Source organism: Bacillus nitratireducens (assembly GCF_001884135.1).
GTDB classification, from domain to species: domain Bacteria; phylum Bacillota; class Bacilli; order Bacillales; family Bacillaceae_G; genus Bacillus_A; species Bacillus_A nitratireducens.
The window spans coordinates 36,817-57,779 of sequence record NZ_MAOC01000027.1 but is presented as its reverse complement, the minus strand read 5'-3'; the positions used below and the strand labels follow the sequence as shown (position 1 = coordinate 57,779).

Genomic DNA, 20,963 nt, shown 5'->3' with positions numbered 1-20,963 from the left:
TGAAAATGGGCTTAAACTTTTCTCATCTAATTCTCATTTTATTACTATTCATTTGACAATCGTGTAACTATTTACAAGAGCTAAGTATGTATAAAGATTGTAAAACATTTTAAATAGTATGATAAACACTCTATGCATGAATATAATACTTAACATGTTCATTTAAATATACTGTAAACGAAATCATATTTTCATTCCATACGAAGGGCAATATTACCGAATTGTTCTCCTTGCTGCATTCGATTTAAAGCTTGGATTGCTTCTTCAATTGGATATACTTTATCAATAATTGGTTTAATATTATGTTTCTCTATAAAATGAACCATCTCATTAAATTCTTCACAGCTCCCCATTGATGTTCCCATAATATCGATTTGATTATAAAATAATGCTCGTAACGGTAATTCAATTTTATCCCCTGAACTTGCACCAAAATTAACAATTCTTCCGTTTGGTTTTAATACATCAAAATATTTCAAGAAAGTCGCCGGACCTATACTATCTATAATTAAATCTACTTTTTCTCCATGTAGGCACTCTTCCCAAATACCAGAGCTATTAAATGAAAAGTCTGCACCATAGTTTTCTGCAGCCTTTCTTTTGTCCTCTATCCTTGAAGTAACACTTACCTTTGCTCCAATTGCTTTAGCAAATAACATAGCATAAGTAGCTACACCACCGCCAATTCCCGGAATTAGGACATGTTCTTCAGGTTTTAATCTACCTTTTGTAAAAAGCGCTCTATATGCAGTTAATGCCGATAAAGATAATACACCAGATTCTTCCCACGTAAGATAAGATGGCTTTTTTACTACATTTTCAGCCGGCACAATAACATATTCGGCAAACGTTCCATCGGCTGGTCCGCCTAGTACTTCAGGTAACTCTGGTATTTCATGAGTATTATTCCAGCCAATACTAGGATTTATTATAACCTCTGTATGTAGTGCGATATTTGAAACATCCTCTCCTAATTCCGTAACAATACCTGCACCATCTGATCCTAAAATTAAAGGTAATTCCATATTTTTTCTATTATTCATTATAAATAAATCACGATGATTTAAACCTGCTGCTTTTAATCTCACTTTAACTTCCCCAACATTAGGTGTTATCTCAGGTGAAAATTTATATTTTAAACCTTCTATTCCATTTTTATGTTGATGTACAATAGCTTTCATTAATTATTCCCCCTTAATCCTTTCAATGTACTTTAAATATCGAAATAAATAAAATAATTTGATTACTAAGCATCAAAAAAGGAGGAAATACAAAATGTATTCCTCCTTTTAAAAAGTATTTTCAAAAAGAATTTTTTACCTTTAACTATTCATGTGTAGTATCAGGAAATGTAATTGTAACAATTGTTCCTTCGTTTTCTTTACTCTCTAATTGAATAGCTCCGTTATATTTTTCTACAAGCCTTTTTGCAATTGATAAACCTAGCCCATTTCCACCTTGTTTTCGGCTTCTCGCTTTATCGACTCTATAAAAACGGTTAAGAACAAATGGTAAATCTGCTTCAGGTATTCCTGTCCCATGATCTATTATTCGGATTTTAATTTTTCCTGACCGCATACTTGATTCAATGCAAATATACTTATTAGCTTCTTTTGTATATTTCACTGCATTATCCATTACAATAATGATTATTTGTTCTAAGTAAGATGATGGTATTGAAACATACGCTTCATCTGCATCCAATTTCATATCAAATTGAAAGTCAGTTTGCAGCATTGCAAAGTTTTGTGTAACTTGTTTTAATACGCTATTAACATGGACTTGTTCAGATGCTATAGGATGCATCTGTTCTGATTCCGCTCTTGATAGCTCTAGCAGTTCTGAAACTAATTTATTTAATCGATCTACTTCTTTTAAACTGGATTGAAGGGATTTATCCAATACTGCTGGATCATTTTTCCCCCATCGATTTAGCATCGATAAGTGCCCTTGAATAATTGTTAATGGTGTTCTTAATTCATGTGATGCGTCCTCTACAAACTGTTTTTGCTGTGTAAAAGAAGTTTCTACTTCATTCATCATTTCGTTAAAAAGAATCGATAATTTTGCAAGTTCGTCATTATTTTCTCGTACTGGAACCCTTTCATTTAGTCCATTTTTCTTAATACGCTTCATCGTTTCTGTTATGTTCTGAACACTCGATAAAAGCTTTTTCGTTATAAGTATTCCGCCTAAAAAACTAAACACTAATCCACATATTCCTGCAATAGCCATTACTACTAAAATTATTTTTAACAAATGATCAAATGTCTCTAAGTTTTTCGCAAGCTCAATAGTTCCAGTAAATTTCTTTGTTTGAATGGGTATACGCTCAACTAATATTCGATCTTCTATATGTCTTTTTATAAATGATTCATCTTGCGTAACCATTTTGGGTTCTATCCACATTTCATTAAAATCTCTCGAAACGGTGACAATAGGTTTTCCGTCATTTCCTATAATACGAATCATTTGATGCTTATCGATCATGTTGTTTAGAAATTCTTTACTATTTTCAAATGTTTTGCTCGAGAGCGTATCATTTTTATCTTGAAAATATGCCGCTATTTCTGTCACTTGTCTGTTTATTTGTTTCTGTTCATAATCTATAGTCCACTTATTAATAACAATGAATTGTAACGTGCTATACAGAATAAATAAAATGAATACGAGTGCAGTGGACCAAAGTGTTAATTTCCACTTTATAGGTAGATTTCGAATCCGGTACATAATATTCTTTATCATTTCATTATATATCCAGCACCGCGTACTGTTTGGATATACTCCTCCTTATCTACACTATGTAACTTATTACGTAAGTAACGAACGTATACATCGACTATATTTGTCTCGACCATTGCATCATATCCCCATACTTGATCCAGTAAAATATCACGGGTAAGAACTCGATTAATATTTTTCATAAACATAAATAATAGCTCAAATTCTTTATTTGTAAGTTCAATTTCTTCATTTCCTTTAGTTATAGTTCGAGATTCAATCTGAAGCTGTAGATCTTTAAACGTAAGAAATGATGGGTGTTTCTGCTCTGTATTTTCTTCGCGCCTAAAAATAACTCTCATACGTGCTAAAAGTTCTTCTATCGCAAACGGTTTTGGAAGATAATCATCAGCCCCACTATCTAACCCTGTCACACGATCCATAATACTATCACGAGCAGTCAACATGATAATAGGTGTATTTTTAGTTGCTCTTAATCGCCGACATACTTCCAGCCCATTTAATCCTGGTAGCATTAAATCAAGTAATATGAGATCGTAATTCTTTTCAAGTGCTGCGTCTAATCCTTTTCGTCCATCAAATTGTATATCTACTTTATATCCTTCATACTTTAATTCCAATTCTAAAAAGTCCGCTAAACTTTCTTCATCTTCAATAATTAGTATTTGTTGCAACGATACTTCCTCCTATACGATTAAATGAATAATTAATCCTATTGCGAATATAACCGCAATGAATTGATGTACTTTTCGATACATCTTCAATTTTGTTTTCTGATTAGATTTCTGTAAAACAAATCCTGCAATCCCTAATGCTATTAATGTAAAAAGAGAAAATATACCACTGTATATTAGTAAAATATGCCGACTTCCTTTTATTAAAAAGTAAACACCGTGAGTTGTCGCAACAGCTATTACAGCGCATCCAATTAATACGTGAAACTGTTTTATAAAAAGATACAGCTCTTTAATTATTTTAAATCCGTGCATATTTCTCTTCTTTAAAAACAACCATATTTGACGTAAGAACCATAATGATGCAGCTATAATTGCACCATATTCACCAATAGATCCTAATTTCTTATTTAACCATTGAACATTTAATAAGTTCCCGTACAAAACATTAATAAATAGTAATTCCACACTGCAAATAATGATAGTGATTCCTATTATTTTAACGTACATATGAAAATATTTATTTCTTAGTATCTTCTCCATTTTATTTAATCCCCTTTTGACTCAAAAGCTCTATAATCAGCAGTGTATCAAGTAAAAGAGAGAATAACATGAGAGAAAGATTAAAATAAAATGAGAATCTGCAAATTACTTATATTTTGTTTATATCCTTTTTGGCCAATTCTAATATGTTGCAAATAAACGGTGCTTTTGCATTTGTATATGAAACACGATCAAAAGGATATGAAGCAGCAAGCATCTCTTTTAACACTCTATATTCTTCACGTGCCCAATCATGATTTTTTAGAAAGTCTCGAAATAAAAGGTTGTTCTTCCATTCTTCACTATTATAAATATAGACATGTAAATGGTGGGTACCAGCTCTCCATTTCCCTTTTCTAAAAAAACGCCAATTAGGTGTTTTTTTAGGAACATATTCATAGCCAATTTCTTCTAGGTCTTCCCTCCAATTTTCGGTAATTTGTAAATTTGTTACGCCGATCATCATATCAATAAGAGGTTTAGCCCCTAACCCTTCTACGGCTGTGCTTCCTATATGTTCAATAGCAATAATTTCTTCATGGAGTAACGGCACAATTTTATTTTTTTCATTTAAAAACTCTGTATGCCAATATTGTTGGTACGGTTTAATTATGATTTTTCCATCCATATTCTTTCCTCCTTATAACTGCACATTATTATATCTATAAAATTTAAGTTTATAAACATAGGGATTTCACAAAATATGTCGAATACTGTAATGGACAACTTAATTATATTAAATTTGAGGTGAATTATGAAAGATATTCCAGTTGAAATTCAGTTAGATACTATAACATTCCAACTAAAAAAACATCATAATTTTGATTGGCTTACAAAACTAGGTACAGTATTTGCGGTTTTTGACCAACAAGATTCCGGTAATATAAGTTTTGGTGTTGAAAAGAATGGGAAAAAGAACTTTATTAAATATGCAGGAGCACAAACACTCGCATATAATGCTTCTACAAATGAAGCTATAAAAAGATTAAAAAGCTCAGTTACTATATACAATGAATTAAAACATGTTTCTCTTATAAATTTAATCGATCACTACCCTGTACAACATGGATATGTTTTAATTTTTGATTGGTTTGACGGTGAATGTCTTCACCCGCACTGGAGTTTCCCACCCCCAGCAAAATATAATGATCCTAACTCACCATTTTATAAATATAAGAAATTATCCGTTAAAAATAGGCTAATTTCATTAAATTCTATTTTTAATTTCCATGCTTACGTTGAACAAAAAAACTATGTAGCTATTGATTTTTATGACGGGAGTATTTTGTACAACTTTAAAACTAATGAAACAAAAATTTGTGATATTGATTTATACAGTAACAAACCGTATGTAAATAAGATGGGGCGAATGTGGGGATCATCTCGTTTTATGTCACCTGAAGAGTTTCAACTTAATGCTATAATAGACGGGAAAACGAATGTATTTAATATGGGGGCTATGGCTTTCGCACTATTAGGTGGCGGGCAAGATCGTTCCTTTATGAAATGGGAAGCTAGTGAAGGCCTATATGAAGTCGCATACCGTGCTATAAATGAAAATCGTAGTGAGCGCTATGCGTCAATGGAAGAGTTTAATAATGTATGGTTAAAAGTATATAACGCTGAAAAGCTATAAAAACTACATACATTATAAAATGTGTATATAAAACTTGTACTTTTTTAATGTATAATACATATGGGATTGAAATTCAGGATAACGGGGCATGTATTATGAACTTTGTTTACATTAATCAAAATGTTTTAAATAATCTTCTATATATTTTAAGTAGTATATTTGTTTTTTATTTTATTTATGATAGTGGATACTTTAGGAAGAAATATAAGAAACTGCTTATCATTCTTTGTACGAGCATCCCACTAATTTTATGTATGCGATACCCCATCTATATGGATGAAAATTGTATTCACGATTTAAGACAAATCCCCTTTTTAATTGGTACACTTTATGGTGGATTTCCTGTCGGTATTGCATTACTCATGATTTTGTTAATAACACGTTTTATGTTTTATGGTTTTAGCTTGTTAACAATCCTTGTGTATGGAACGATGTTAATAATTACAGCATTCGCATCATCAAAATTTAATACATACAATAGAAAAATGAAAGTAGCTTCATCCATGTTTTTAACTTTTTTCCTTGCAGTGTTTACAACAGTAATTGTGTTAACTCTATCGGATTTTGAAGTGAATAATTTGTACATTATTTATTTCATTCTATTACCAACTATTTTAATATTATTTATGATCTATTTTAATGAAGTTTTAAAAGATGCAATATGCATGCGATCAAAATTAATAAAAGTTGAAAAAATGGAGATTGTCAGTCAACTCGCTGCAAGTATTTCACATGAAGTACGGAACCCCTTGACGGTTGTAAAAGGATTTACACAACTTTTAAAAACACCCAATATAACCCAACAATCCAGAGATGAGTATATTGAACATATACTTGAAGAATTAAATCGTGCACAGGCAATTATTGATGATTACTTAACTTTTGCCAAACCCGCTTCAGAAAAACTAGACTGTATTTCAGTGGAGCACGAGTTACATCGAGTTATAAAAATGATATTGCCTTTATGTAATATGAATAATATTAATATTACACAAGAGTTCTCTGAAGGAATAATTATTGGTAATACACAGCACTTCCATCAATGTTTTTTAAATTTAATAAAAAACAGTATAGAAGCAATGCCAAGTGGCGGTAACCTAATTATTTCTGCAACTGTTAGTAATAATAAGGTCATAATACGGATTGAAGATAGTGGAATTGGAATGTCGCAAGAGCAAATTAATCGATTTGGCGAACCATATTTTAGTACAAAAACGAAAGGTACTGGTTTAGGAACAATGGTTGCTGTAAAAATTATCGAAACGATGCGAGGCACATTGAAAATCCAAAGTGTTATCAATAAAGGAACTACCTTAACTATCACTTTACCTAAATGCAATAATGAGGAGATTTCGTATAATAAATGAAAAAGGAGCTATTAAGCTCCTTTTTCATTTATTTCGATACAAAACGTATCTACTATGTTTTTTTAGTTTACATTTAGAAGAGACTAATTAGAAATTAGTACCCTTAGCTCCAACAGCTACATCCAACAATAATTAATAAAATAAATAACACAACTAATAAAGCGAAACCTCCACCAAAACCACAAGAACCACCGAAACTCATATTTTCTCCTCCTTTTGGTTTGAAAACTAATAGGTAGTTGATCATTTTAACTGGTTCGTATTATACAGTATGTGTATCTCCTTTTTTTGAGCATGTCTTCATAAAAATTAGTAAAAGCACTCTATTGAGAGCGCTTTAAAATGGGTACCAGAAACTTTGGAATACATTCAGCTTTAAGTAAACTGCAATAACCAAAATGATAATACCAACAAAAAGTGTGATGTAATCCTCCTTTTGTGCGTCCTTTGCATAGTACCACGTTCGTTTATCCTTTTTTCCAAAACCTCTTAAATCCATTGCATTTGAAACAGTATCAATCCTTTCTAATGAATGAATAATAAGTGGCCAAAAAATTAAAACACGGTTTTTCATACGAATCCACAAGCTCGCTTCTCCTTTTTCAAAAGGTACGCCTCTTGCTTCCTGTGCGTGTCTAATGATTATATATTCAGATTGAATGCTTGGTATATAACGTAGTGCAATATTTATTGCATATGTAATTTTATAAGGAACAGCAAATTTATTTAAGCTGCTCACAAATTCACTTGGATGAGTTGTATAAATAAAAAGAAGTGTAAATGGTAATAACGTAAAATATTTCAATGAAAGTGTAGCTGCATAAAATAAAGTTTCATATGTAATTGTTGCATAACCTATATAAAAAAAAGAGGTATACGATCCCGTTAATTCCGATCCATGGGTGGGCGTAATGAAAAGAATCATAACGGAATTTAATAAACTAAATGTAAATATAACGCTGAAAATAACTATAATTTTACGCAATTGAATTTTTGCAATTAAGAGGCCGCTACATCCAACAATAAATAAAATTAGCAATATACGAAAATCAAAAAATAAAAAAGTAAGTGTCATACAAAATATAAATAAAGATAATTTAATTGCACCATCCATACGATAAAAATACGTATTATGCATATTCCTCCCTCCTATTAGCCTCAATGTAAAGTTTTACAAATGTTTCTGGAGTTGAAATTCCACTTAATTTAGCTAGTTTTATTAATGAAATCTCCCGTAGATTAGCTCTTTGTAACACTCGTTGATCCCCTAAAACAGCAGATACAGTATTGTCCGCAATAATTTTCCCTTCATGCAGAACTACCGCTCGATCTGCATATTCTAAAGCAAGATTCATATCGTGTGTGATAATAATAAAGGATATGCCCCTTTCAGCCAGTTTTCTAATAAACGACATAAACTGTTTGTAATGGTAATAATCTTGTCCAGCCGTCGGCTCATCTAATACAATAAGTTTTGGGTTTGTTATAAGTACAGATGCAATAGTAAGCCTCTTTTTTTGTCCATAGCTTAATGCCTGAATTGGCCAGTTACGAAATGGATATAATCCACAAATTCTTAAAGCTTTTTCGACTCTTGTCTCAATCTCATCTTTAGAAACCTTTTTTAATTTTAATGAGTATGAAACCTCTTCTAAAACAGTAGGCTGTGTAATCATTTGATTTGGGTTTTGCATAACGTAAGAAATAATTTCCCCGCGTTTACGAATAGACCAAGAATTTATATTTTCTCCATCAAATGTTATTCTCCCATTCTTTGTTTTATTTATTCCTATAAGAGTATGAGCTAATGTCGATTTCCCTGCTCCATTATGACCCAATAACGCTATTATTTCTCCCTCTCCTATTGAAAGGTTGATATCTTCTAAGGCTGTATGTTTGTTATTGTACGTATAAGATAAATTTTCTATCTTGCATAAGGCTTTTTTAATATATTTGTTTTTTGATGAATCTTGCTTCTGCATCCAGTTCTTTAATAGGCTATGAACGTCTTCATTACGAAGATTTTTAATTGGAAATGCCCTAACATTGTTACTGTCAAAATTTAATTTCTTTAGCGCTTCTATATAAATAGGTTCTCTTATTCCGATATTTGGTAATATATTAGAATTTAAAATACTATCTGGTGAACCAATGGCAATAACTTCTCCCTCATCTATTAAAATAATTTTATCTAAATCAAGGTTTAAAATTTCTTCTATTCGATGTTCAATAATTACAATTGTTTTATTATATTTCTCATTTATATTTTTAATGAGTTCTATTGTATTCAAACTACATGCAGGATCCAAATTAGCTAACGGTTCATCAAATAATAATATATCTGCATTTGTCGTTAGCAGACCTGCAAGAGAGACTGTCTGTTTTTGACCTCCTGATAATTCATGCGGACTTTGTGTATGAAAGTCCTGCATGCTTACCTTTTTTAAAGAATCCGTAACAATCTTTCTCATTTCTATTTGATTTACACAATCGTTTTCTAATGCAAATGCTACATCCTCTTCGACAGTAAGGCCTATAAATTGTGAATCTTGATCTTGTAATATTGTCCCTACGTGTTTACTCTGTTCAAAAACACTACCTTTTCTCGGATCCTTTCCAGCTATTAAAATGTTACCGGTACTTATCCCTTCGTAAGAAAATGGGATTAGTCCATTTATACAATGAGCTAATGTTGACTTACCTGAACCACTTCGTCCAGCGATAAGTACCTTTTCCCCAGGATATATTTGAAATGTAATATTTTTTAAAGTAGGCTGCGTGGCATGCCTATATTGAAAGGTAAATTGTTCAAAAGAAATAATTGGTTGCATGTATTCATCCCTACTTTTCAATTTTTAAATGTGTATGTTTCTTATTTGATTTCGCTAAGCCGATCGTGATTGGTAAGCCAAGAACTAAAAATACGATAACGTCTGCAATTGTTGCGCCTAGTACTTGTATAACTATTTTGTCAAACGGTTCTCCCATCACAATAATATCGAATGCCCCAGCAAATATAATAGCAATGACAATACCGATTAACCCTGTAATTGCAAAATAAGAAATATCACGGTTATTATACGTTCCATGTTTTACACTAAAACCAACTCTTTTTTGTATGAGTCCCATTGCAAAACCAATAATACCTGAACTAATAACCCATCCCCACCAAATACCCCAACCAGCGATCGTATCTGTAACGGAATGACCGATGAGTCCTATTAAAAGTCCTGCTACTGGGCCAAATAATGCTCCAAAAACGGTTAAAATAGCCAATGCGGGTTTAATAAATGTATTCGGTGCGATAGAAAATCCCCAAAGCCCTAATACCCCGTATAAAGCTGCTCCAATTCCAATAGCTACTACTAGCTTTGTCGTTAATTTGTTCATTACAATTCCCCTCTCGTATTATTCAACTTTTAATACTCTATATTTATTTTGAAAATGAATTATGCATCGACACTTCCTTTCTATACAACAAAAAATGACCTCTTAAATAAGAGGTCATTTTCTTTCACGTACAAGAATCCCCTTATCTTTCAAAAAACACATAGTGTCCTCTGCGGAATTAGCACCTTCCTATGTAATAACATAGGGGTTGCTGAGGTTTCATAGGGCCGTTCCCTCTACCTCTCTGGATAAGTATGTATTTGTAATCTGTATTATGGCACTAACAACAAATAATTTCAATACTTTTCTTACTATTTTTATTTTTCGATAAATAGTTCATTTAAATCATTGTATTCTTATCGGAATTGTGAAATAATGAATTCGAAATTGTTACGGGAGGAATGCATGATGAAAGTAATTGGCTTAATTGGCGGACTAAGTTGGGAATCAACATCATTGTACTATAAACATATTAATACACTTACTCTCTCTAAATATAATCAAAATGCGAAGCTTGTTTTATATAGCATGGACTTTGGGGAGGTAACTACATTATTGCAAAACCATCAATATGAAGAAGTGAAAAATGAATTAGTCACGGTAGCAAAAAAGGTAGAAAACTCAGGAGCTGAATGTTTACTAATGTGTTCTAATACTGTACATCTATTTGCTGAGGAAGTAGAACAAGCAATATCAATCCCACTTCTTCATATCGGTGATGTAAGTGCTAAAGAAATGGTAGAACAGAATATAAAACGGATCGGATTATTAGGAACGAAACAAACGATGGAACAAGATTTTTATACATCACGACTAGCAAAATATAACATTGAGACAATTATCCCAAATGACGAAGAAAGAACTTTTATCCATCACGTCATATTAAATGAATTAAGTAGAGGAATTATTTCAGAAACATCAAAAGAAAAACTAATACAAATTACCAATTCATTAATTCAAAATGGTGCGGAAGGAATATTACTAGGCTGTACTGAAATACCATTGCTTATTTCCAAAAATGACCTTACTGTTCCTGTTTTTGATACTGCTTTTTTACATGCAAATACTGCTGTACAATTTGCTGGATAATAATATAAAAGCATACAGGTAGAGCCTCTATGCTTTTATATTGTCCGAACTATTTATTTAAAAGAGCATCAATAACTGCAATGGCTCTTTTGGAACCACCACACTCTAAAAAACTTTCATTCAATTTTCGAATGCCATGTCTATACTTTTCATTTGAAAGAACATCTGTTACTGCCTTTTTTAAAGTTTGCACATTAACATGCTCTTTCAATAATCTATGTGCTGCCTCAAGCTCAGTTAATCTTTGCGCTATCATAGGTTGATCTTTATCATGCGGTATTATCACAAATGGGACATTATAATGGATTGCATCGTGCACACTATTCATTCCACCATGTGTAATAAAAACATCTGCTTCACTTAATATTTCTGATTGAGGTACGTAAGGGGTTATAATAAAGTTGTCTGGCGATTGCTTAATTTTTGAAATATCATTTCTATCACCGATCGCCATTACTACAATCCCTTCGAAATTTGAAAAAGCATCAATACAAGTATTAAAAAATGGTTCGAGCCCTTCGAGAAGTGTTCCCATTGAAATATAAATAACTTTCTTTTTTGAAAGCAATTCAAGTGGAAACTTTACATTTGTTTTGCGCTTTATAATACTCGGTCCAATAAAAATATTGTTTTCTCCGAACGAATCGCTATTAGGTTGAAAATAACGACTTGTATACACGAGACTAATATCTCCCTTATTATGCATAAATTGAAGATTATTTTTGGGCTTTACTCCAAATTCATGTTCCATTTGATACAGTAACTTTTCAGAGAGTTCATCGGGTTGGAATTGTATTTCTGCATTTGGATGAAAAGGCAAGGTTTCCAATAATACTGGTGGAATTAAAAATATAGGAGAGGAAACTATGCCTGGAACTTGTAAATATTCCTTTACTAACTCTCCAGCACCAAATATATCATAAACTACGAAATCAAAATTAATGCTTTTACATAATCGTTTCGTAATTTCTAATATGTATAAAGAAGTTTGAACATGTACATGAAAGAAAGATTTTAATCCATATGAAGTTTCATTATCAATAGAAATCTCCTTTAATAAATCCGGATGAGTATGTACAATAGCTCCCAAAACTTCAAGCCTTTCCTTAAAGCTTTCCGTTGTAATATAGTGTACGTTATCACCTCTTTCAGTATAGGCCTTTACTAAACTTAATGTAGGATTTACATGTCCCTCTGCAGGAAAATTAACTATTAAAATATTCATCACTTATTTCTCACTCCTTACAAGTCAATGTTCTCTTATTAATCGTACTGTTATTATTACAAGCAATCTTCCCTTAATAGTCCCAATATACTTACTACTTTAGGTTGATAAATAATTATCAGACATCGGAAAAGGCATCTACATAAGTAGATGCCTAACTGTGATAAGGAGTGTTCTGTGAGGTTAGGATAAGCTTTTCTGCTTGTCCTATGCTATCAATATATGAATTATTTTATAAAACGTGAATAGTTAATAGAATTATTTTAACCATTTTATTTGATCAAATGGATAATATACCATTTTTACTTTACCTATTATATGTGACTCATCAATTAGTCCAAGCGTATTCCTACTATCTTTACTATGATTTCGATTTTCAACTAACACAAATAATTTATGCGTGGGAACTTTCATTTCTCTACAGTTTGAAAAATCGAAATTCCTTCTACCATACAAAATAAAAATGACTTATTAATAAAAATAATTCCTATTATAATTAAAATATAGCTACATATTTTTCTCCAATCTTTTAGAATCAATTGCTTTATATATACCTCATTTCTAATCTATTCGTATGTAAAAAACGCCTCTAGTTCATATAATTGCTAGAGACGTTTCGTATATTTTAATTCTCTTTAGAGTCATCTATTTTTGGTACTTCGCCAGCTAATCGCTTATTTTTTAAATCAAAATAAGCATCTAAAACTTCTTTTCCAATATCAGAGTTAATACCAGACTTATCATCTATAACCCATGGTACTACAACGGAAAATGCTACTTCTGGATCATCATATGGCGCATATCCTGCTAATGTTAAATTATAGCATTCTCTACGATCGCCTTTCTCATTTCTCCCAATATCACTTTCTCCACCGTATACAGTCTGTGCAGTTCCTGTTTTGCCAGCTGGTTTATATGGTGCTTTTTGGAACGCCCTTACTCCCGTTCCATCCCCTTCTTGGAATACTCTTCTAAATCCTTCTTTTACTTGATTGATATATTCTTCTTTCATATCAATTCTATTTAAAACAACGGGCTCTATTGCATGCACCACTTTACCGATTTCATCCTTTTGAGCGGTTTGCTCTCTAACCTCTTGAACAATTTGTGGCTTCATTCGATATCCACCGTTTGCGATTGTTGAAATATACTGTACAAGCTGAAGCGGTGTATACGTGTCATACTGGCCAATTGAGTAGTCTAATAAAAAACCTGGCTGGTTATCTTTTTTACCAATTTGTCCAGCCGTTTCATTCGGTAAATCGATGCCTGTTGGAACACCTAATCCAAATTGCCTGAAATAATACCTCATTTCATCAAAGTATTCCTGTTTAATATTTAATGAACTATTTTTCACATAATCCACACCTGCAATTTTTAATGCTGTATTAAACATATACACGTTTGAAGAAACTTGTAACGCTCTTAAATCATCTATATTTCCAAACTCTTTCCAAGACTTCTTCTCCTTAGTACCTTTAAACTTCATAGGTGCATCATAAAAATAAGTACCTGGTGTTATAGCTTTCGTTTCGAAACCAGTCAATATTGTTGCACCTTTAACAGTTGATCCAAGCTCATATGAACTTGTCATTGTACCTAAAGCATAATCTTCAATCTCTGTTTTCCCGTCTTTTTCTACTAACTTTTTCCCTGCCATTGATAATACTTGACCATTTTTCGGATTCATCATTACAACGAAAGCACGGTCCAACATCGATTCTGAACCTTTATAGGCCTTTAATATTTTTTCTATGCTCTCTTCTACTTTTTTCTGTAATTCCATATCAATTGTTAACGTTAAATTCTTGCCGCTTTTCCCTGCAGAAACTGTTTCTGTTCTAATTGTATTACCTTGTTTATCAGCAACGCTTCTTACTTCTTTTTTTGTACCATGAAGTACATCTTCGTATTGCTGCTCGATATAACTTTTTCCAACCCTATCATTTCGGCTATAATCACGTACCAAGTAGTAATCTAATCGTTCAATTGGTAATCCTTCATCGGCATTAGAAACATTTCCAAGAACGGATCGGAATAGTCCATCATTTACATAAACTCTCTCCCAATCAACCGATACGTCTACACCTGGGAGATTCGCTAAACCTTCACTAATTATTGTAAATTCCTTTTCACTAACATCTTTTTTTATAATTTGTGGCGCCATTTGATAACCTGAAGTCATTTTACTTTTAATAGCTAACACTTCTATGTCTTTTGCTGTTAATTCCTGAAGATCTTTATCTGTAACTCGTTTTCTTTTTAACTCTTCTATTTTTTTATCTAGCTTCTTACCGCTAATATCCTTCTCTCTAAATGTATCTATTTCTTTTTTAGATACTAGATTTTCAGCAAGTTTTGGATTTAATTGCATCCAAAAATCTTTCTTATCCGTCTCGGTTAACTTATCTATATCTTCTTGCGGCATTTCAATTATTTCTGCAAGTTGTCTTGCAGTTTTTAGCATTTCTTCCGATTTTACACCTTTCACCTTTGTATATGTAATCGTACGTAAAGACTTATTGTCCACTACTGGATTCCCTTCACGATCATAAATTTTGCCGCGTGGTACTGTCAGACTAACAGTTGCATTCTCTCTTTTTTCTACTTCATTCTTATATGTTTCTCCATCGAAAATTTGCACTTTACCTAACTGGATTATAATTCCAGAAAATAATAAAAATACGCAAAAGAATAAAATATTTAACCGTATAGGTAGTGCTCTACCACTTTTCTCTTTTTTCTTTTTCACCACGTAATAATCTCCTTCCAACCACACTTTCATTAAAATATATAAATATCAATATAATATTAAAAACTTAATAGTAATTTAAAAAATAGTTAAGAAAAGGTAAAGTTTACTAAATTTAATATAAAAATATGCGATAAGAAAGGGCTTAGTATTCACTAAGCCCTTTCTTATCGCATATTAAATTTATTAAGAGTTAGAAATAGAACGAAGCGTTATACATCTACCCTTACTCTTGGATTTATATTTGCACTTTGAATTTTTGGTAAAAAAATAGTTACAGTTGTCCCAACACCAACATCACTCATAATACTTATGGTTCCTTGATGACTTTCAACAATTTTGTAACTTAACATCAATCCAATTCCTGTCCCCTTTTCTTTCGTACTATAAAAAGGTTCACCCAATCTTTTTATTCTTTCCTCTGGTATTCCTATGCCTTCGTCGACTACAGCTATAATTACGCCATCTTCATTTATTTCTTTCATATGAATAGAAATCTTACCACCATCAGGCATTGCTTCGATTGAATTTTGCAAAATATTAATAAATACTTGTTTCAATTGATTTTCGGAGCATTCAATAGCTAGTTCGTCGGAATCTGCAAATAACTCAACTTGAATATTCGTCATAATTGCTTTTGTGTTCATTAAAGAAACAACATTTTTAAATACTTGATAAATATTTTTCTCTTCAGTTGAGATTTCATCTGTTTTAGCAATCGATAAAAACTCTTGAAGGATCACTTCAATTCTCTCGATTTCAGAAAGCATAAGGTCAAAATATCTTTCTTGATCTTCTTTGTTAATTTGGAATAATTGAATAAACCCTTTTATTACCGTTAGTGGGTTCCTCACTTCGTGAGCCACACCGGCTGCTAATTGTCCAATTGCTGCAAGTGTATCTGATTTATTTAGCAATTCTTCTGCCTTTTTCCGCTCTGTAATATCGCGGACAATGATCATAATTTTATCTTGTAATAATGGTAAACATCTAGCTTCAAAGAAATCGATGCTTCCATTAATTGTTAGAGGATATTCTACAATTACATTCTTTCCTTCTTCTTTCAATTGGCGAATTGCTTCTTGAAATTGCTGTGCTACTGGAGACGGTAATATTTCGTAAAACTTTTTTCCCATAAAAGCTTCTGCGGGTACGTAAAATTTTGTAGGAGATCCTGCTTTATAATCTATAATTGTCCCATCGTCTTCTGTTAAAAAACATAAATCTGGTAAAGCTTTAAAAATTAATTCTAATTCAGACGTTTGTTGTTTTAATTGCCCTTCTATCGCTTTTAAATGTGTAATATCTACCCCAACAGCCCAGTAACTAAATCCTGTTACAGGAAACTGCTCAGATATATTGGACCACATTATCGTTTTAATTTCACCATTTTTACATGTTAAACTCATTTCCCAATCTCTAAAATTTTTTCCACGAGTCAAAAATTTATTTTGTATTTGATGGCGATAATTATGGTCAGGATACAGTAATTGAAGAGCGTTTGGATTCCCAATTATTTCATCAGCAGTATAACCTGTTACAATCTCGCATTCTCGATTCCACAAAACAAAATCTCCATTATAGTCAAGCGCATCAACCATAACAGGCATGTTTTGTAAGATCGTATGTAGTTCTTCCTCTTTTCGAGAAAGTAACGATGTATTTTTACTTTGAACTGCTTTTTTCACCCCATCTATAATGAGGTTAGAAAGCATTTCAAAATATTTTTGGCAATTGAAAATTTCGCTTCGTTTGGACCATACAACAAAAGATCCTAAATATTGATTGTATAAGAAAAGGGGGATTTCGATTTTGGGAAGTTTACATACTTTCATTTCATTAATTCCAAATGAAAATATACATTCGTTTTCAGCATCAAGAAGTTGATGTGATATGTTGGTTAAGTTATAAAATTGTTCTGCCATGGTTTCTATTGTACTCACATCAATAAGTTCCATTAGCCGCGCATTCATTCCTTTTTCACCTCTATATGTAAAATTTATACAAATTCAAAATTCATACTTCTTCATTATACGAAGAAAGTGCTCCTAGGTATATAGCTATAGAATAATTATTCGAACAAATTCTATTTTTCAATTAAAAACAGAAAATAATATGGGAGTGTTACGCGCTGCTAGCAGCAGTATAAAAATACAAAAAATATAAAGTTCATAAAATTTTCACAATTATTATGAAAAATATAAACATTTATTCCAATATATTCTATATAATAAAATGTAATAAGGCTTCTATGAATCTCATAGAATACCTTACCCCTAATAAAAAGAAAAAAGAATCCATTTGGATTCTTTTTTCTTTTTATATTTACATTACATATTTATATAAAGCATGTGCAACACCGTGTTCTTCATTTGATAAAGTTTCGTATTGACACATCACTTTTATTTCTTCAACTGCGTTCCCCATTGCAATTGATATATTTGCTTTTTCCATCATGGAAACATCATTTAGACCATCACCTATCGCTACAGTATTTTCAACTGGAATATTCAAGTGTTCTGCTAAAGTATATAATCCATTTCCTTTTTGAGCATCTCGATGATTAATCTCTAAATTATGCCAATAGGAAGATGTAATTGCTAAATCAGTATTATGCAGAAACGTTTCTTTTAACTTTTTTAATTTTTCTATGTCATAAGAAAATGGTAAAAGCTTATGCACATGTATATCAGTTTCTACAATTGGTTTACAACTTTCTGCACTATGAAATGCTGTATGTTCAAGATATAATGCTGCAATCGTTTCTAACTCTTTCAAGTCGAAATTTTCATTCGAATTCTTCACGTACTCGATTTCATTACGTACACTCTCTACTCCATAATCCGGTACGTACACACCTTTATCAGTATAAAGCTGATAATATAAACCATTCTCTTCAAGATAGTTCACAATCTCAAGTGCCTGCATATTTTGAATTGGATATCTCTTCATCATTTTTTTATCTTTATATATAAGCGCACCATTTTCCGCAATAATGGGACACTCTAAATTAACTTCTAACAACAATCGTTCAATATCGACGATAGAACGTCCTGTACAAATTGCTACAACATGACCCGCTTCCTGACATTTTCGAATTGCTTCTGCATTCTCTTTACTAATCATTTTATTCCCGGAAAGAAGAGTTCCATCTAAATCAATTGCGATTAATTTCATTATTTCTTCACCACTTTCTATAAATGCACGAGTTCATAATAAACAAAAGGTATCGTTTTCATACTGATCTCATGAAGTACTCCTTATTTATAATTTATGAAAAGCGTTTCAGGTCAAGAAATTATTAAAAATAAAATCAAAAGCTTTTCTCTTTAAAGAAAAGCTTTTGATTTTAAACTATGAACTATAACTAATATATTTTGTCTCACACATATACACATTCTTTTCTGCAGTTGGGACATATACTTTAAACTTTTCTAAACGTTTTCCGTAAATATGAATTGTGACAACGCTTTCATTTTTAGCTGTTTTAAGAATATGACAATCAGCTGGTGGAATGACTTTATCTGTTTCTCCTTCTCCCAAATAAAGATTTCCTGTATGGGTTAAATGAACAAGTGAATTTTCAAGCTGCTTAGTTTGTATAAAGTTCTGTACCATTATCCTTCCTGAAAAAACGCCTTCTACTCCCCATGTGCCATCATGATCATGTAATGGTGTAGATTGTCCCCCTTTCCATACGAGAGCTAATACTTCAAAACGTTTTAATGGATCTTCATACAGTAAATGTCGTGCATATTGAGCCGAATTCGCCTTCTGTTTATCTAACGGAAGCCATGTTTTCTTTTCTAAAAGTTCTTCTAGTAATTTTTCAATCGCACAAACAATTTGATCTTCTAATAAATTACTATCAATTAAATCCGTTATAGATTTAATAAATGTTTGAAACGTTTTACTTCCATTACTCGTTAACATAAGCATCCTCCTCCACTCTTTTTCACACACTTCCATACTAAATAGCCCGCTAAAAATTTACAATTGAGAAATAAAAAACAAGGTACAGTAATTTTGTACCTTGCTGAACAGTTTATTGAGTTTTTAAGCAAATAGGTAAGAATTTCAAAGTTTGTTCATTTTCCAATATACATTTTTCTAAATTGAAAGATGAAGATAGCTCTATTTTTTCAAAAGCATTTATAAAGGTAGTTAATGCAATCTCGGCTTCTAAACGTGCAAGTGGTGCCCCTAAGCAAAAGTGAGGACCTTTACCAAAGGTTAAATGCTTTTCATTTCCTATTCGGTGTAAATTAAATTTAGCGGCTTGTGAAAACTTTTTCGTATCTAAATTTGCTGCACTTACCCATGCAACAATCATTTGATCCTTTTTCATAAAAAGTCCAAATATATTTGTGTCCTCTGTAATCCTCCTAGCTAATGTAACGGGAAAGCGATAGCGTAAAACTTCCTCAATCGCTTTTGAAATTAATGTAGGTTCTTTTCTTAACTCTTCATATATTCCAGGGGAATCCACTAAAAAGCAATAAAAGCTATTAATAATTAAATTTGTAGTAGTTTCATTACCTGCCGCTAATAACCCTAAAGAAAAAGTTACAATTTCTTCATCGGTTAATCTTTCGCCTTCATATTCAGCTAGTATTAAATCTGAAATAATATCGTCGGTTAAATGATATCTTTTCTCTTGAACAATTGGAAGAAGGTATGTTTTAAATTCATTTAACGCAATTCCTTTTTCCACATCCAAATCGTTAAATTTATCTTTACTATACGGCATAAATAAAATATCAGACCATGCTTTAATTTTTTTACGGTCAGTTGTTGGCACTCCTAATAAATCGGATATGACGGTAACAGGTAAAGGTGCAGCAAACTCTTCAACGATATTAACCTCACTATATTTCCCGATATGTTGTACAAGTTCATTTGCGATAGACTGATATGTAAATATAATAAAAAACGAATGATTAATAGAAATATTCTACGCCACTCGTTTTTTATCGGACTTCTTTTTACTGTACTTTTATTTTCTTTATGAGTTATTAGAAAAATAATTGTCTATATAAGTCTTTATTTTTTCAAAATTCTTTTCCATAAATAAGATTGCTGGTACTTCAATTATTGGAAGATTATTTTCATTATCAAAAGGTGGACACGGTTTGGGAACTACCAAATAGTCAACTGAGTTTTTATCCCTAATATAATTAATTGAAACATCATAATACTTAGAAAAATACTTCTTCAAATCATCCTGATTCCTTAAAAATGGTAGAGAAAATATTGAACCATAATTTATACCAGCGTCGACAATTAATACAAAGCATATTTTTTTCATGATACACCCTCCTCGTATAATAAGTTTTAAGTTAATAACTGTTCCTTGAAAATTAAATAGTTTTTATCTTCAAGAGCTACATCAAAAAAATGATGTATGGGTAAAATTTAGTCTTGGATAAGGTAACACTGATAAAAACAGGTTTCCTTTTTCTTTATATTCAATTAAATTATATCATTATTTTACATGAATTTCCAGATTTTGTTTTATTGGTAAACTTATGCTTAGCATGAATTG

17 protein-coding genes, 3 pseudogenes and 1 riboswitch are annotated in these 20,963 nt (G+C 31.6%); of the genes and pseudogenes, 3 read left to right on the top strand and 17 right to left on the bottom strand.

Annotated features, from left to right (window positions below):
* Positions 1-191: 191 nt before the first annotated feature.
* The 5 genes from BAU23_RS11485 to BAU23_RS11465 all read right to left on the bottom strand — a co-directional run bounded on the left by BAU23_RS11485 (position 192) and on the right by BAU23_RS11465 (position 4,587).
* Entirely contained in the window at positions 192-1,181 is a 990-nt protein-coding gene (locus tag BAU23_RS11485; RefSeq protein ID WP_000644504.1) for a zinc-binding dehydrogenase, read from the bottom strand.
* Positions 1,182-1,326: 145 nt separating this feature from the next.
* A complete protein-coding gene (locus tag BAU23_RS11480; RefSeq protein ID WP_000594479.1) occupies positions 1,327-2,745 on the bottom strand; it encodes a HAMP domain-containing sensor histidine kinase in 1,419 nt (472 codons plus the stop codon).
* Positions 2,742-3,416 (bottom strand): response regulator transcription factor, encoded by a 675-nt coding sequence (locus BAU23_RS11475; protein WP_001186132.1) that lies wholly within the window; start codon positions 3,414-3,416, stop codon positions 2,742-2,744. Before BAU23_RS11475 ends, BAU23_RS11480 begins: the two co-directional genes overlap by 4 nt.
* A 12-nt stretch (positions 3,417-3,428) precedes the next feature.
* Complete coding sequence (locus tag BAU23_RS11470) at positions 3,429-3,959, bottom strand: hypothetical protein (RefSeq protein WP_000411450.1); 531 nt, start codon at positions 3,957-3,959, stop codon at positions 3,429-3,431.
* Positions 3,960-4,068: 109 nt separating this feature from the next.
* Complete coding sequence (locus BAU23_RS11465) at positions 4,069-4,587, bottom strand: GrpB family protein (RefSeq protein WP_000348750.1); 519 nt, start codon at positions 4,585-4,587, stop codon at positions 4,069-4,071.
* 126 nt (positions 4,588-4,713) lie between these two features.
* Here BAU23_RS11465 and BAU23_RS11460 point away from each other — a divergent pair, with 126 nt between their 5' ends.
* Together BAU23_RS11460 and BAU23_RS11455 are read left to right on the top strand one after the other, a co-directional pair.
* Complete coding sequence (locus BAU23_RS11460; RefSeq protein ID WP_000651938.1) at positions 4,714-5,595, top strand: protein kinase; 882 nt, start codon at positions 4,714-4,716, stop codon at positions 5,593-5,595.
* A 47-nt stretch (positions 5,596-5,642) separates the two neighbouring features.
* Positions 5,643-6,962 carry a sensor histidine kinase gene (locus BAU23_RS11455; protein ID WP_002076130.1) on the top strand — a complete coding sequence of 440 codons (1,320 nt, stop codon included), beginning with the start codon at positions 5,643-5,645 and terminating at the stop codon, positions 6,960-6,962.
* Between the two features lie 103 nt (positions 6,963-7,065).
* Here BAU23_RS11455 and BAU23_RS11450 read toward each other — a convergent pair whose 3' ends face one another.
* The 4 genes from BAU23_RS11450 to BAU23_RS11435 form a co-directional block, all read right to left on the bottom strand.
* Entirely contained in the window at positions 7,066-7,164 is a 99-nt protein-coding gene (locus tag BAU23_RS11450; RefSeq protein ID WP_000007808.1) for a YjcZ family sporulation protein, read from the bottom strand.
* Between the two features lie 135 nt (positions 7,165-7,299).
* Positions 7,300-8,100, bottom strand: a complete 801-nt coding sequence (locus BAU23_RS11445) for an energy-coupling factor transporter transmembrane component T family protein (protein ID WP_016129568.1) — start codon at positions 8,098-8,100, stop codon at positions 7,300-7,302.
* Positions 8,093-9,793: an ABC transporter ATP-binding protein gene (locus BAU23_RS11440; RefSeq protein ID WP_016129569.1), complete on the bottom strand. Its 1,701-nt coding sequence runs from the start codon at positions 9,791-9,793 to the stop codon at positions 8,093-8,095. The genes BAU23_RS11445 and BAU23_RS11440 overlap by 8 nt, the downstream gene beginning before the upstream one ends.
* A gap of 10 nt (positions 9,794-9,803) precedes the next feature.
* Positions 9,804-10,352, bottom strand: a complete 549-nt coding sequence (locus tag BAU23_RS11435; RefSeq protein ID WP_001038270.1) for an ECF-type riboflavin transporter substrate-binding protein — start codon at positions 10,350-10,352, stop codon at positions 9,804-9,806.
* A gap of 139 nt (positions 10,353-10,491) precedes the next feature.
* Positions 10,492-10,607, bottom strand: a riboswitch (SAM riboswitch).
* 150 nt (positions 10,608-10,757) lie between these two features.
* Here BAU23_RS11435 and BAU23_RS11430 point away from each other — a divergent pair.
* On the top strand, positions 10,758-11,441 hold the full coding sequence (locus BAU23_RS11430) for an aspartate/glutamate racemase family protein (RefSeq protein ID WP_002076097.1): 684 nt from the start codon (positions 10,758-10,760) through the stop codon (positions 11,439-11,441).
* A gap of 49 nt (positions 11,442-11,490) precedes the next feature.
* Here BAU23_RS11430 and BAU23_RS11425 read toward each other — a convergent pair whose 3' ends face one another.
* The 8 genes and pseudogenes from BAU23_RS11425 to BAU23_RS11390 form a co-directional block, all read right to left on the bottom strand.
* Complete coding sequence (locus tag BAU23_RS11425) at positions 11,491-12,669, bottom strand: macrolide family glycosyltransferase (protein ID WP_000981095.1); 1,179 nt, start codon at positions 12,667-12,669, stop codon at positions 11,491-11,493.
* A gap of 255 nt (positions 12,670-12,924) precedes the next feature.
* A pseudogene (lepB, locus tag BAU23_RS11420) lies at positions 12,925-13,214 on the bottom strand (signal peptidase I).
* A gap of 77 nt (positions 13,215-13,291) precedes the next feature.
* Entirely contained in the window at positions 13,292-15,418 is a 2,127-nt protein-coding gene (locus tag BAU23_RS11415) for a peptidoglycan D,D-transpeptidase FtsI family protein (protein WP_033670436.1), read from the bottom strand.
* Between the two features lie 186 nt (positions 15,419-15,604).
* Positions 15,605-17,391: pseudogene (locus BAU23_RS11410) on the bottom strand (ATP-binding protein).
* Between the two features lie 352 nt (positions 17,392-17,743).
* On the bottom strand, positions 17,744-18,595 hold the full coding sequence (locus tag BAU23_RS11405) for a Cof-type HAD-IIB family hydrolase (RefSeq protein WP_000766369.1): 852 nt from the start codon (positions 18,593-18,595) through the stop codon (positions 17,744-17,746).
* A gap of 177 nt (positions 18,596-18,772) precedes the next feature.
* Positions 18,773-19,351, bottom strand: a complete 579-nt coding sequence (locus BAU23_RS11400) for a cysteine dioxygenase family protein (protein WP_016129573.1) — start codon at positions 19,349-19,351, stop codon at positions 18,773-18,775.
* A 112-nt stretch (positions 19,352-19,463) separates the two neighbouring features.
* A pseudogene (locus BAU23_RS11395) lies at positions 19,464-20,330 on the bottom strand (cytochrome P450); the annotation flags it as partial.
* A gap of 93 nt (positions 20,331-20,423) precedes the next feature.
* Positions 20,424-20,726, bottom strand: coding sequence for a hypothetical protein (locus tag BAU23_RS11390; RefSeq protein WP_071734478.1), 303 nt, complete (start codon positions 20,724-20,726; stop codon positions 20,424-20,426).
* Positions 20,727-20,963: the final 237 nt, after the last annotated feature.